The sequence below is a fragment of the Achromobacter sp. EG18 genome (genome assembly GCF_059759395.1).
In genome coordinates, this window is sequence record NZ_CM186213.1 from 1864944 (window position 1) to 1877914 (window position 12971).

The window sequence follows — 12971 nt, forward strand, 5'->3', positions numbered from 1 at the left end:
CCTATAATCCCGGGATTCCTTCAAACGGCGCTTCGGCGCCCTTTTGCTTCCCAGGATCCCTACATGTCGTCGATTGCCAGCCAGGATGTCCACGTGTCCACCCCGCAAGGCCGCCTGTTCGCGCGGCGCTGGGATCCCGCCGGGCGGGATGCGGACGCGGCGCCGATCGTGCTGCTGCATGATTCGCTGGGCTGCGTCGAACTGTGGCGCGACTTCCCCGAACAGCTGGCCGCGGCCACCGGCCGCGCCGTCATCGCCTATGACCGCCTGGGCTTTGGCCGCTCCGATCCCAACCCCGCCACGCTGACCACCGGCTTCGTCGAGGCCGAGGCGCGCGACGGTTTCCAGGCCGTGCGCCAGGCGCTTGGCATCGGCCGCTTCATCGCCTTCGGCCACAGCGTCGGCGGCGGCATGGGCATCTGCTGCGCGGCGACCCATCCCCAAGATTGCGACGCCCTGATCACCGAGTCGGCCCAGACCTTCGCCGAGAACCGCACCCTGGATGGCATCCGCGCGGCGCAGCGCAACTTCGCCGAGCCGGGCCAGCTGGACCGCCTGAAGAAGTATCACGGCGACAAGGCCGCGTGGGTGCTGAGCGCCTGGGTCGACACCTGGCTGTCGCCGGCCTTCGCCGACTGGAAGCTCGACGACGCGCTGCGCCAGGTCAAATGCCCGGTGCTGGCGCTGCACGGCGAAGTGGACGAGTACGGCTCGGCCGCGCACCCCGAAATCATCGCCCGCCTGACCGGCGGCAAACAGGCGCTGCTGGAGAACTGCGGCCACGTGCCGCACCGCGAGCAGGCGCACATCGTGCTGGACCTGGCCGGCCAGTGGCTGCGGGGCGCGGTGCCAGGCTGAAGGCCGCCAGGGCCTGCGCAGGCAGGCCCCTTTGCCGGAAGGGAAAACCCCAGGGGCGTATTGGCGCAAAGGTTGTATACACTCTTTGCACACCATAGTACGCGCCAGGCTCCGTCCAAGTGTTGCTGCTGTAATTGGTCCGCCCGGCTTCCTTTACGGCCATGCCCAACCTTGGGCCAGGGAGCTCGCCATCGATATCCGAAATCCTTCCCCCGGTCTCTACAACGAAGACCTGGCCCCCACGAAGGAACGCCGCTGGGGCGCCTTCAGCATCTTCAACGTCTGGACCTCGGACGTGCACAGCCTGTGGGGCTACTACCTGGCCGCCAGCCTGTTCCTGCTGTGCGGCAGCTTCGTCAACTTCCTGATCGCCATCGGCCTGAGTTCGCTGGTGATCTTCTTCCTCATGAACCTGATGGGCTATGCCGGCGAAAAGACCGGCGTGCCCTACCCGGTGCTGGCGCGCGCTTCGTTCGGCATCTGGGGCGCCAACCTGGCGGCGCTGGTGCGCGCGGTGGTGGCGTGCTTCTGGTATGGCGCGCAGACGGCGGCCGCGTCGGGCGCCATCGTGGCGCTGCTGGTGCGCAACGACAGCCTGCTGGCCTTCCACCAGAACACGCAATGGCTGGGGCATTCGGGCCTGGAGCTGATCTGCTACGTCGGCATCTGGGCGCTGCAGCTGCTCATCATCCAGAAAGGCATGGAAACCGTGCGCCGCTTCCAGGACTGGGCCGGCCCGGCGGTGTGGATCGCCATGCTGGTGCTGGCGGTCGGCCTGTGCATCAAGGCCGGCGGCTTCAGCCTGGAGCACGGCATCCCGATGGACGTGCTGCTGGACAAGACCCGCGACGCCGGCGTGACGGGCGCGCCGGGCAGCTTCTGGGCGCTGATGGCGGTGGGCGCCACCTGGATCACCTACTTCGCCGCGCTGTACCTGAACTTCTGCGATTTCTCGCGCTACGCCCGCGACAAGCAGGCGGTCAAGCGCGGCAATCTGTGGGGCCTGCCGGTGAACCTGGTGGCCTTCTCGCTGGTGGCGGGCGTCACCACCATCGCCGCCTACAAGGTCTACGGCGAGGTGCTGCTGCACCCCGAGCAGATCTCCACCAAGTTCGACAGCTGGGTGCTGGCGCTGCTGGCCGCGCTGACCTTCGCGGTGGCCACGCTGGGCATCAACGTGGTGGCAAACTTCGTGTCGGCCGCCTTCGATATTTCGAACGTGTTTCCCAAGCGCATCAATTTCAAGTGCGGCGGCTACATCGCGGCGCTGATCGCGCTGGTGCTGTATCCGTTCGCGCCGTGGGAAGGCGGCGCGGCCCACTTCGTCAACGCCATCGGCGCCACCATGGGACCGCTGCTGGGCATCATCCTGGTGGACTACTACCTGGTGGCCAAGGGCCGCATCAATGTTGCGGCGCTGTATGACGAGCATGGCGAATACCGCTACCAGGGCGGCTGGAACATGAACGCGCTGGCGGCCACCGGCATCGGCAGCGTGTTCTCGACCATCCTGCCCAACTTCACCGACCTGCTGCCGGCCTGGTGGGCCACGTATGGCTGGTTCTTCGGCGTGGGGATCGGCGGCGGCGTCTACTGGGTGCTGGCCACGCTGCGCCCGCGGGCCATGCCGGCCATCGCTTGACCGGCCCGCCGCCGGCGCCTCGGCGCCGGCGGCCGCGCAACTCGACGCGCGGGCCGCAGTCGCGGTACCCTGCATGCGATACTTGCCATCCCGTGGCATTGCGCCCTTGCATGGAGACCCGCCCCATGAGTCACCTGGTCTTGCTGCTGCTCGGTGTCGACTATCTGCACAAGCGCGCCCGCGCCCTGATGATCGGCGGCTGGCTGATGCTGGCCGCAGGCACGTTCGTGTTCCTCGACGCCCTGGACAACGCGCTGTACTTTCCCCTGAATTTCTTCGCCGCGCTGCTGGTGGCCGAGGGCATCGCGACGCTGGCCATCGCCAAGTCCGGCGTGGGCGGCCAGCGCGTGCTGCGCTACACCAAGGGCGTGTTCGTGCTGGTGGCCGGCACACTGGTGCTGGCGGGCCATCATCACGGGCATTTCGTGCTGTCGATGATCTTCGGGCTGCTGTTCCTGGTGGACGGGCTGATCCAGTGCATCGCCGCCTACGTGGTGCGCTACCAGCGCTGGCGCGTGGTGTTCGCCTCGGGCGTGGCCGAGGTGCTGTTGGCGATCTTCTTCTTCCAGCCCTACCCCACCCACTATGTCGGCACGGTGCCCTACTGCATCGGGCTGTTCCTGGCCATCTCGGGCCTCAAGCTGCTGTGGCTGGCGCGCCGCGTGCGCAACCTGGATGCCAATCCGGCGCTGGCCAGCAACCCCGACCCCGCCTTCATGCCGACGCGCGCCGACGGCCCGGCGCAGAAGGTGTTCGACGGTCCGCCGCAAGCCAGCGAGCGCGCCCTGACCGTGCACGTATGGACGCCGTCGGGCTCGGCCAAGACCGAGACGCGCAACTACCCGGTGGTCGACCGCTACATCGCGGCGGTGGACATCAACGGCGTCGTGTCCACCGGCCATGCCGCGCTGGAATCGCCCGAAGGCATCTACATCAGTCTCTATCCGGCCGTGGAGATCGACCACTCGCCCGAGCAGTTCGGCACGCTGCTGCGCGCCACCGCCGACAACAACGTGCCCGGCGTGTACCAGCCCGACTACGCCACCGAGTCCAAGGCCTGGTGCCCGTCGACCATGCAGGTGCGCATCCGCAATTACGACGCCGCCAAGCTGCAGGCGTTCTGGGACGAGTACCGCAAGACCGAGATCTACAACCTGACCCACCGCAACTGCTCCAGTTCGGTCTCGGCCGCGCTGGAAGCGGCGCTGGACGGCGTGGTGGGCCGCCTGCACGGCCCGCGGGCCGGCTGGGCGGTGCTGTGGCGGCTGCTGTTCACGCCCGAGTTGTGGGTGGCGGCGCAGATCCGCAAGCGCGCCCTGACCATGGCCTGGACCCCGGGCCTGACGCTGGACTATGCGCGCGCGCTCAGCATGCTGGCCGATCCGCGGCCGTTCGGCTGGTGGAAGATGTCGCAGGCGGCGCTGCGTCAGATCGCGGCGCTGCGCGCCGGCTGGCGCCGCCAGGACCGCGAGGCGGTCGCCCGCAATACCCAGACCCAGTCATGACGGCGCTGCTGGCGGCCGCCGTCGTCGCCGGCGCCCTGTGGGGCGCGCTGGCGCTGTGGTTCCAGTCGCCAGGCCGGGGCCGCGCCCGCCTGCTGGCGCCGCTGGCCTGGGTGGCGTTGGCCGCCGCCGCGCTGGCGGGACTGGCATGGGGCTACCTGCTGCCGGCCGCGGTGTTTGGCGCGCTGTTGCTGGCGCTGCTGGCCTGGTGGATCTGGGGCATGCGGCCCTCCAACGACCGCGACTGGATGCCCGAAGTGGCCCGCGCCACCCATGGCGAGGTCCATGGCGACCGCCTGACGCTGCACGACGTGCGCAACTTCGATTGGCGCTCGCGCACCGACTTCGACGCGCGCTGGGAGACCCGCCACTACGACCTGTCCAAACTGGCATCGGTGGACCTGGCGCTGTCGTATTGGGGCCGCCCGGCGATTGCGCATGCCCTGGTGTCGTTCGGCTTCAGCGACGGCCAGTACGTGGTGTTCTCGGTGGAGATCCGCCGCAAGCGCAACGACACGTTCTCGGAAATCGGCGGTTTTTTCCGCCAGTATGAGTTGTCGGTGCTGGCCTCGGCCGAGGAAGACAGCCTGCGCGTGCGCACCAATGTGCGGGGCGAGGACGGCTATCTGTACCGCGTCCACATGCCGCCCGGCGCGCCGCGCAAGCTGCTGCTGTCGTACGTGGACACGGCCACGCGCCTGCGGCGCCAGCCGCGCTTCTACAACACCCTGACGGCCAACTGCATCACCATCGTGTACCGGCTGGCCGACAAGATCGTGCCGGGCCTGCCGCTGGACTACCGCCTGCTGCTGTCGGGATATCTGCCGGAATACCTGTACCGCCTGGGAGCGCTGCAAGGCGCTGGCAGCGTCCAGGCCTATCGCGCCGCCGGCCGCTACACCGACCGCGCCCGCGCCACGCGCGATGCGGCGCAATACTCGCGCAATATCCGGCGCGGCGTGCCGGGCGTGCCGCCCGCCGAAGCGGACGCGTGACCGTGGCGATGGCCGCGCCTCAGGTCAGGTTCAGCCCGCCGTCCGACAACAGGATCTCGCCCGTCAGGTAGTCGGAATGCGCCAGCCACGCCACTGCCTGGGCAATGTCGTCCGGCTGCGCGGCGCGGCGCATCGGCGCCCGTTCGCGCCACAGCTGCTGCGCCTGGGTCCAATCCCGCGTCAACGGCGTGTCCACCAATCCGGGCGCCACCGCGTTGACCCGGATCGACGGCGCCAACGACACCGCCAGCAGACGCGTCACATGGTTCAGCGCCGCCTTGGCCGCCGCATACGGAATCGACGCGCCCTTGGGCCGCACGCCGGCATGCGAGCTGACGTTCACCACGCAACCCGGCCGGCCGCGCGCCGCGGCCGCCGACAGCGCGGCTTGCGCCTCGGCCACCAGGCGGAACGGCGCAACCACGTTGACTTCGTACATCTCGTGCCAGACCGCGGGCGTGGCCGCGGCGAGGTCGCCGTGCGCGATCACGCGGCTGATGCCGGCGTTGTTGACCAGCACGTCCAGCCGGCCCCACGCCGCCACCGCCTCGCGTACCAGACGCACACGGTCGGCGTCGACGGCCAGGTCCGCTTGCACATACACCGCCGTCCCCAGCTCGGCGGCCAGCGCCCGGCCCGCCTCGGCCGACTGGCGCGAATGCAGCACCACGGCATAGCCATCGCGCGACAGGCGCCGGGCAATGGCGGCGCCGATGCCGGAGGTGGAGCCGGTCACCAGCGCCACGGGAAGGGAATCGTGCATCGTGTCAGTCGTATGAGAGTGCATCACGGAAGGAGGATGCCACAGGTTACTTGCGGGCGTGCCGGCGTGCCTGGCCGACGCCCCGCGCCAGGCTGTCCAGATACGCGCACAGCATGTCGGCCAGCGCGTCCGCGTAGGCCTCGATCTCGGCGTCGGTGCGCGGGCTTTCGGAGAACTGCTTGCCGACGGCGCTGAGCGTGTGGGTAATGAGATCGCCCGCCAGGACGCGGGTGGCGTCGGAAGCGTTGGGCAGGGCCTCTTCGAGAAACGCGAGCACGATGCGGCCGCCCTCTTCCTTGGTGGCGCGCGCCTCGGGCGCATCGCGATACAGCGGCGCCGCGTCATTGAGGGCGACACGCATCACGGCCTCTTCGCACTCCGAGCGGACGAAGGCGTGCACCAGGTTGCGCAAGCGCTGCGGCGGCGCGTGGCGCGCGTCTTCGAGCAGGCGCCGCAGCAGATCCGAGGTCTGCTGCCATTCCTGCGTCTGCAGGCGATACAGGATGGCGGCCTTGTTGGGGAAGTATTGATAGAGCGAGCCGATGCTGACGCCGGCCTTCTCGGCCACGCGGGCGGTGGTGAAGCGCGCGGCCCCTTCCTTGGCCAAAACCTGAGCCCCCGCCTGCAGGATGGCCGCGACCAGCTTGGCCGAGCGGGCCTGCTGCGGTTGTTTTCTCTCGGAAAGCCGGGTGCTGCGGCGTGTGGTCATGGCGGCGCGCGAAATGCGAATAGGGAAATGCGACGAATTCATCGTATTCTAAACCCCTGCCCCCGACTGGAAACCCATCATCATGACCAACACCCTGACCTCTGCGCCCCTGCCCGCGCTGCTGGACCGCCTGTTCACCCAGGCCGACGCCTCCTGGTCAAATGCCGACCCCGCCCTGGCCAATATGTCCGACGCCGAGCAGGCGCGGCTGATGCGCAGCAAGACCGAATACCGCGAGTTCTACGGCCGCATGAAGGACCTGCCGCTGGCGGTGTCGCCCGAGACCGGCACCCTGCTGTACATGCTGGCGCGCAGCACGCAGGCCCGCTCCATCATCGAATTCGGCGCCTCGTTCGGCATTTCAACGCTGCACCTGGCGGCGGCGTTGCGCGACAACGGCGGCGGCCGGCTGATCACCACCGAATTCGAGCCTTCCAAGGTCGCCCTGGCCAGCGGCCATCTGCTTGAAGCCGGGCTGGCGGACCTGGTCGAACTGCGGCAGGGCGATGCGTTGCAGACGCTGGCCGCCGACCTGCCCGAGCGCATCGACCTGGTGCTGCTGGACGGCGCCAAGGCGCTGTACTCCGACATCCTGGCCTTGCTGGAAAGCCGGCTGCGACCCGGCGCGCTGATCGTGGCGGACAATGCCGACCATTGCCCCGAGTACCTGGCCCGCGTGCGTTCGCCGGACTCGGGCTACCTGTCGACGCCGTTCGGCGACGACGTCGAGCTGTCGATGCGGTTGGGGTGAGGCGCCGCCACACCGGCCTCAGGCCAGCGCGCCGCCGCCGGCGACCAAGCGCTGGGCCGCGGGCGAGGCCGCGCCGCGGCTTCGCGACAGCCCGCACTGACGCCCGCTCAGGCCACGGGCATCCGCCCGCACAGTTCGCCGATGGCCGCGAGATCGCCCTGCCGCGCCAGCCGCTGCACCTGCTGGCTGAAATCCGTGAAGGCCGGATCGCGCGCCTGCACGGCGCGCGCCCAATCCATCAGGTCCGAAATGCCGCCGATATCCAGCAGCCGCTGCACCTGTTCCAGTTCGGCGCGCGACAGGCGCGGCAGCGGCGATGCCGCCCGCGCCGGCTCATTGGCCGCGGGGTTCGTCGCCAGATGCAGCAGGCGGCCCAGCAGATGCCGCAATTCCACCAGGTTGATGGGCTTGAGCAGGCTGGCGTCGTAGCCTGCGCCGTCCAGGGGCGGCGTCTCCTGCGGCGTCGCCGAAACCGCCACCACCGGCAGGTCCGGCCAGCGCGCGCGCGCGGCCCGCAGCACGGCGGAACCGTCGGCGCCTTCCATGCGGTGGTCGGTCAGGATCAGGTCGGGCCGGCGCGCGTCGTCGGCCTGGATGCGCGCCACCATGCCGCGCCCGTCGGCTTCGCTTTCCACCAGGAAGCCCAGGCTGGCCAGTTCCTCGACCAGGAACTCGCGGATTTCCGGGGTGTCCTCGGCCAGCCAGATGCGCTTGCCCGCGCCATCCAGCAAGGGCAGCACGTGCGCCGCGGCGGCGATGTAGTGGTGCGACACGCGTGATTCGTCCACCTGCCTGACCGGCAGGGCCACGCTGATCGTTGTGCCCTGGCCCACTTCGCTGTCGACGTGGATGCGGCCGTTCATGCGCTGCACCCATTGCTGGACGATCGCCAGGCCAAGCCCGACGCCGGGCTGGCTGTCGGCGGACGTCAGCCTTTGGAACGGTTCAAAGATGTGCTGCCGGTCTTCGGGCGCGATGCCGCAGCCGGTATCGCGCACCGCCAGCGTCAGCCAGCCCGCGGCCTCGCCCGCCGCCGGCGCGGCGTAGTCCGCGGTCAGCGTGAGCACGCCGCCGCGGGTGAACTTGGCGGCATTGTCGATCAGGTTGGACAGCACCTGCCGCACGCGCTTGCCATCCATCTCCAGCACGGCGGGCACGCTGTCCGAGACCCGCAGTTCGAAGCGGTTGTCCTGGCGCGCCGCGATCGGCGCGGCTTCCTTGGCCACGGCATCGAGCAAGGCGTGCGCGTATTCGGGCGCCAGCCGCAATGCCTGGCCGCCGGCGCCGGCGGCGTAGTCGATCAGGTCATTGACCATGCCCAGCATGTGGTCGGCGCTGCGGCGGATGACGGCGCCGCGCGGCGCGTCGTCGCGGCCACCGGCCTGGATCAGGTCGGCAAAGCCGATGATCGAGGTCAGCGGCGTGCGCAGATCGTGGCTGATGCGCGCCAGGAAGTCCTGCCGCACCCGGCTGGCCTCGTCGGCCAGAATCAGCGCCGCCTGCAACGCCTGGGTGCGCTCGGTAACGGCCTGGTCCAGCCGCTGGTGTTCGCGTTCGCGCGCCTGCGCCAGTTCGCGCTGCGCCGCCAGCCGCTCCTGGCGATGCTGGCGCGAGCGGCCATGCAGCAGCACGGCCAGCATCAGCGACACCGACAGCAGGTCCCAGGCGACTTCCGGCCCGCCCGCCCAGCGACCCGGCAGCAGCCCCTGGATGTAGGCCACCCGCAGGAACAGGCAGGAACAATAGATGGCGAAGGACAGCAGGAAGATGCGCGCGTTGGCATGGCCGCGGCGCCAGCCGTCGGCCATGGACACCAGCCACACCAGCGCCCACAGGAAAATCAGCCCGATCAACGCCTGCGCCGCCTCGCGGTAGTCGCCCAGCGCGGCCCAGACCGCGCCCGCCACGCCGGCGGCGATCAGCCCGCGATAGACGCCGCGCCAGATGCGCACCCGGTGCAGGTCGGCGAACAGCATCGCCATGAAACCGAACAGGGACGCCGCCAGCGTCGCCAGCACGCTGGGCGCGCGCAACACCATCTCGCCGCCGCCGGTCAGGACGTAGCGGTACAGCAGCCCCTGGAACGACAGGCTGTAGAGAATCTCGATGAAGATGGCGGCGGACAGCAACAGGTAGACCGGGTCGCGCTGGGCCGCGCCCAGCACCGCGGCGTAGAGGCCGACCATCATCAGGGCGCCGATCAGCAGCGCCACCACCATGGTGTTGCGCTGGGTCACGCCGACGAACGCCGCCGGCGTCCTCAGGGTGGGCTCCATGCTGATGGCGGAACGGCTCTGCACCCGCACCAATACCGTCATGCGCTGGCCCGGTTCGAGCCGCAACGGCACCACCGAGACGGTGGCCGGGATCTCGCGGCGCGCCAGCGGCTCGCGGTTGCCGGCCAGCAGGATGCCGGACGGCTGCCGTTGCCCTGGCGCGAACAGATAGAAACGCACGTCCTCCAGCCGCGGCACGCCGAACGAGAGCCAGCGTTCCTGAGCGCTGCCGGACGTGTTGCTGACCTCCAGCCGCAGCCAGAACGCCGAGGCGGAATACCCCCGGTTCAGCCAGCGGGCGGTCACCGGCTGCCAGGCGCCATCGAGGACCTGGCTGGCGTCCTGGTCGCCGGCATGGTCTTCGATGCCCCGCAGCTCGCCGACCAGCGGCAGGGTGCCGCCCACGGTGCTCAGGTCGATGACGGGCTGGGGATCCTGCCCGCGCGCGGGCAGGCTCAGGCAGGACAGGGCCAGCCACAGCAACCAGGCCAGCCAGCCCACGCGACGATCAGGCATGGGGATCCTGCTCCTGGCGCAGGGCGGTCGGCGCCATGCCGAAACGCTCGCGGAAAGCGGTGGAGAAATTGCCGCGGTTGCCATAGCCCACCGCCTGCGAAATGGCCTGGATGTCCAGGCCGGTCTCGCACAGCAGGCGGCGCGCCTCGCGCATGCGTTCTTCGCGCAGGAATTCGAACACAGTGGTGCCGGCGCACCGCCGGAACGCCTGGTTCAGCCGACGCGCGTTGGTGCCCAGCGCCTGGGCCAGCGCCACCAGCTCCGGCGTGTGGTCCAGCCGTTCGCGCAACAGCTTGCGCGCGGCGCGGAACAGGACGCCATCGAGCGTCGACCCGGTGCCCGCGGCCGGGGCGCCGTCCTCGCAAGGGCCGGCCGCGCTGGCGGGCTGCGCCACCGGCGTCACGCGCAGGTGTATCAGCAGGCGCAGGCGCACTTCCTCGAAATCGAACGGCTTGGCGACGTAGTCGACGGCGCCCGCCGACAAGCCCGCCACGCGCTCCATGGGCAACGACGCCGCGGTCAGGAAGATGACGGGAATGGCCCGCGTGGCCGGGTCGGCCTTGAGCAGGCGACAGGCCGCCAGGCCGTCGCAGACCGGCATGTTCACGTCCATCAGGATGATGTCGGGCTGCACCAGTTGCGCCTTGCGATAGCCGTCGTTGCCGTCCTCGGCCACATACACCCGGCAGTCCTGGCTGGTCAGGAAATCCACCAGCAGCATGCGGTCCTCGGGACGGTCCTCGACGACCAGCACGCGCAGGCCGGCAAGCTGGCCCGGGATAAGCGGATAGGAGGCGTCATTCATGCCGCGCATTCTTTCATGCCGGCCGCTGGACGCGTTGGTAACAGCCCACAGAACCGTGCCGGTTTTGTGAATATTTTTCCTTGCGGCAAACGTGTCGTGCATTCCGGCAAACCTGGTGGGCGCAATCATTATTCACACATGATAGTGTTTGTTACATCAAGCCATGGACCGGGAATCCGTGGCGTCCCATCGATCTTCGGCAACGTCCCGCGACAACAACATCACGTAAACACCCTCGACAGCACGCTGGCAGGTCGTCCCTCCGTGGCATCTCCTGGATGCCACCGCCCAAGCAAGAATCCCGCAGTGCCCCACAGTTGTAAAGAACTTTAGAAATTTTGTTTTTTGATGTTTACGAAATATATCAAATAGCTTCATTTAAGCCTGAATGTAACGAATTATCACCCAAGCATCCATGCGCCGCCCTATTCCACTCCGCCGCCCCGCCCTGTTCCGCCAGCCTCCTTCCTCCCTGCGCGCCGGCGTTGCCGCCGTGCTGCTGGCGTTAGCCGCCGGCCCCGTGGCGGCGCAGAACGTGCAGCTTCACCTGCCTTCGGGCGCCGAGCCGGGCCGCCAGCTGCCTCAGCCGGTCATGCCCGAAAGCACGCCCACCGCGCCACCGGTGACGGTGCAGCAAGGTGGCGCGACCGAAGCGCCCGCCGGCGCGGACAAGCTGACGTTCACGCTGACCGACATGCGTGTCGAAGGGGTGACCCGCTACCCCGCCGACACGCTGCGCCCGCTCTACCAGGACCTGGTCGGCAAGACCATCACCGTGGCGGACGCTTTCAAGGTGGCCAGCGACATCGAGCTGCGCTACCGCAACGACGGCTACGTCACCACGCGCGTGATCGTGCCGGCGCAGACGATCGAAGGCGGCCAGTTCCGCATCATGGTGGTCGAGGGCTACATCTCCGACGTGAAGTACGACGGCGACATCGGCCCGGCGCAGGCGGCGGTCGAAAAACTGGTGCAGCGCCTGCGCGGCGTGCGTCCCATCAACGTGGCCGAAGTCGAGCGCCAGCTGCTGCTGGCCAACGACCTGAACGGCCTGACCGTGCGCGCCTCGCTGGAGGCCTCGCCCAAGGAAGTGGGCGGCTCGGTGCTGGTGGTGCGCAGCGAGCGCAAGCCGGTCGATGCGCGCCTGGGCATCGACAACCGCGCCTCGCCCTACCTGGGCTGGAGCGAAATGACCGGCCAGGTCACGCTGAACTCGTTCGGCGGGCGCGCCGACAGCCTCACCCTGACCGGCAGGGTGGGCTTTCCGGCCTACCGCAGCAAAGCCGTGGGCGCCAATTACGACATGCTGGTCAGCGACAGCGGCATGACAGTCGACGTCGCGGCCAGCTACGCCAAGAGCGAACCGGGCCGCGAACTGGCTCCCCTGAACGTCGCCAGCGACGTTCAGGCGTATTCGGCCACCGTCACCTATCCGGTGATCCGCTCGCGCCTGGAGAACCTGCGCGCCTTCGGCATGCTGGACGTGCGCAACGTCACCACCGACATCACCGGCATTCCCTTCACGCGCGACCGCCTGCGGGTGCTGCGCGCCGGCCTGAGCTATGACCGCACCGACAGCTGGAACGGGATCACCGCCGTGCGCGGCACCGTGCACCAGGGCCTGGACGCCATGGGCGCCTCGCAGGAAGGCAATGAGCTGGCCTCGCGCGCCAAGGGCCGCCCCGACTTCCTGAAACTGACGGCCGAACTGACCCGCCTGCAGCAGCTGTCCGACCGCTTCAGCCTGGTGGCCACCTTTGCCGGCCAGTACAGCGCCAGCCCGCTGCTGGCCAGCGAGGAATTCGCCCTGGGCGGCCCCAACTTCGGCCGCGGCTACGACGACGGCGAAATGTCCGCGGACTCGGGCGTGGCGGCCTCGCTGGAACTGCGCTACGCCGTGTCGAGCGACCGTTTCCTGCCGCAGGGCGCGCACGTCTACACGTTCGTGGACGGCGGCCACATCTGGTCGCGCAGCGAAAGCGCCCCGCTGACGCGCGCCAAGCTTTCCTCGTATGGCGCCGGCATGCGCGCCAACCTGACCAAGAACCTGTACGCCACGATCGAAGTGGCCAAGCCCATGAGCAGCGACGTCCTGACCCAGGGCAACAAGGATCCCCGCGTGTTCTTCAGCCTCTCGGCCCAGTACTAATCCGC

10 protein-coding genes are annotated in these 12971 nt (G+C 69.0%); 6 read left to right on the top strand and 4 right to left on the bottom strand.

Translation table 11 applies throughout. From position 1 onward, the window contains the following. Positions 1-63: 63 nt before the first annotated feature. The 4 genes from AC6CR5_RS08555 (at position 64) to AC6CR5_RS08570 (ending at position 4997) form a co-directional block, all read left to right on the top strand. Positions 64-858, top strand: a complete 795-nt coding sequence (locus AC6CR5_RS08555; protein WP_054514957.1) for an alpha/beta fold hydrolase — start codon at positions 64-66, stop codon at positions 856-858. 190 nt (positions 859-1048) lie between these two features. Beyond that, complete coding sequence (locus AC6CR5_RS08560; RefSeq protein WP_026382985.1) at positions 1049-2500, top strand: NCS1 family nucleobase:cation symporter-1; 1452 nt, start codon at positions 1049-1051, stop codon at positions 2498-2500. A 125-nt stretch (positions 2501-2625) separates the two neighbouring features. Beyond that, positions 2626-4005 carry an HdeD family acid-resistance protein gene (locus AC6CR5_RS08565; RefSeq protein WP_172999528.1) on the top strand — a complete coding sequence of 460 codons (1380 nt, stop codon included), beginning with the start codon at positions 2626-2628 and terminating at the stop codon, positions 4003-4005. After that, positions 4002-4997, top strand: a complete 996-nt coding sequence (locus tag AC6CR5_RS08570) for an Lnb N-terminal periplasmic domain-containing protein (protein WP_498085514.1) — start codon at positions 4002-4004, stop codon at positions 4995-4997. The genes AC6CR5_RS08565 and AC6CR5_RS08570 overlap by 4 nt, the downstream gene beginning before the upstream one ends. Before the next feature lie 19 nt (positions 4998-5016). Here AC6CR5_RS08570 and AC6CR5_RS08575 read toward each other — a convergent pair whose 3' ends face one another. Next, positions 5017-5760, bottom strand: a complete 744-nt coding sequence (locus AC6CR5_RS08575) for an SDR family NAD(P)-dependent oxidoreductase (RefSeq protein ID WP_498085515.1) — start codon at positions 5758-5760, stop codon at positions 5017-5019. 46 nt (positions 5761-5806) lie between these two features. Continuing rightward, on the bottom strand, positions 5807-6469 hold the full coding sequence (locus AC6CR5_RS08580; protein WP_498085516.1) for a TetR/AcrR family transcriptional regulator: 663 nt from the start codon (positions 6467-6469) through the stop codon (positions 5807-5809). An 82-nt stretch (positions 6470-6551) separates the two neighbouring features. Here AC6CR5_RS08580 and AC6CR5_RS08585 point away from each other — a divergent pair, with 82 nt between their 5' ends. Next, complete coding sequence (locus AC6CR5_RS08585) at positions 6552-7220, top strand: O-methyltransferase (protein WP_026382989.1); 669 nt, start codon at positions 6552-6554, stop codon at positions 7218-7220. Between the two features lie 107 nt (positions 7221-7327). Here AC6CR5_RS08585 and AC6CR5_RS08590 read toward each other — a convergent pair whose 3' ends face one another. Continuing rightward, a complete protein-coding gene (locus AC6CR5_RS08590; protein ID WP_498085517.1) occupies positions 7328-10012 on the bottom strand; it encodes a hybrid sensor histidine kinase/response regulator in 2685 nt (894 codons plus the stop codon). Then, positions 10005-10826, bottom strand: coding sequence for a response regulator transcription factor (locus tag AC6CR5_RS08595; RefSeq protein WP_006386325.1), 822 nt, complete (start codon positions 10824-10826; stop codon positions 10005-10007). The genes AC6CR5_RS08590 and AC6CR5_RS08595 overlap by 8 nt, the downstream gene beginning before the upstream one ends. A gap of 484 nt (positions 10827-11310) precedes the next feature. On the opposite strand from AC6CR5_RS08595, the gene AC6CR5_RS08600 reads away from it, so the two are divergent. Next, on the top strand, positions 11311-12966 hold the full coding sequence (locus AC6CR5_RS08600) for a ShlB/FhaC/HecB family hemolysin secretion/activation protein (RefSeq protein WP_006386324.1): 1656 nt from the start codon (positions 11311-11313) through the stop codon (positions 12964-12966). Positions 12967-12971 lie beyond the last annotated feature (5 nt).

Bases quoted from the DNA above. Each gene is read 5' to 3' on its own strand.
- AC6CR5_RS08585 (WP_026382989.1), top strand. From the start codon at position 6,552: ATGACCAACACCCTGACCTCTGCGCCCCTGCCCGCGCTGCTGGACCGC.
- AC6CR5_RS08555 (WP_054514957.1), top strand. From the start codon at position 64: ATGTCGTCGATTGCCAGCCAGGATGTCCACGTGTCCACCCCGCAAGGC.
- AC6CR5_RS08565 (WP_172999528.1), top strand. From the start codon at position 2,626: ATGAGTCACCTGGTCTTGCTGCTGCTCGGTGTCGACTATCTGCACAAG.
- AC6CR5_RS08580 (WP_498085516.1), bottom strand. From the start codon at position 6,469: ATGACCACACGCCGCAGCACCCGGCTTTCCGAGAGAAAACAACCGCAG.
- AC6CR5_RS08575 (WP_498085515.1), bottom strand. From the start codon at position 5,760: ATGCACGATTCCCTTCCCGTGGCGCTGGTGACCGGCTCCACCTCCGGC.
- AC6CR5_RS08595 (WP_006386325.1), bottom strand. From the start codon at position 10,826: ATGCGCGGCATGAATGACGCCTCCTATCCGCTTATCCCGGGCCAGCTT.
- AC6CR5_RS08570 (WP_498085514.1), top strand. From the start codon at position 4,002: ATGACGGCGCTGCTGGCGGCCGCCGTCGTCGCCGGCGCCCTGTGGGGC.
- AC6CR5_RS08590 (WP_498085517.1), bottom strand. From the start codon at position 10,012: ATGCCTGATCGTCGCGTGGGCTGGCTGGCCTGGTTGCTGTGGCTGGCC.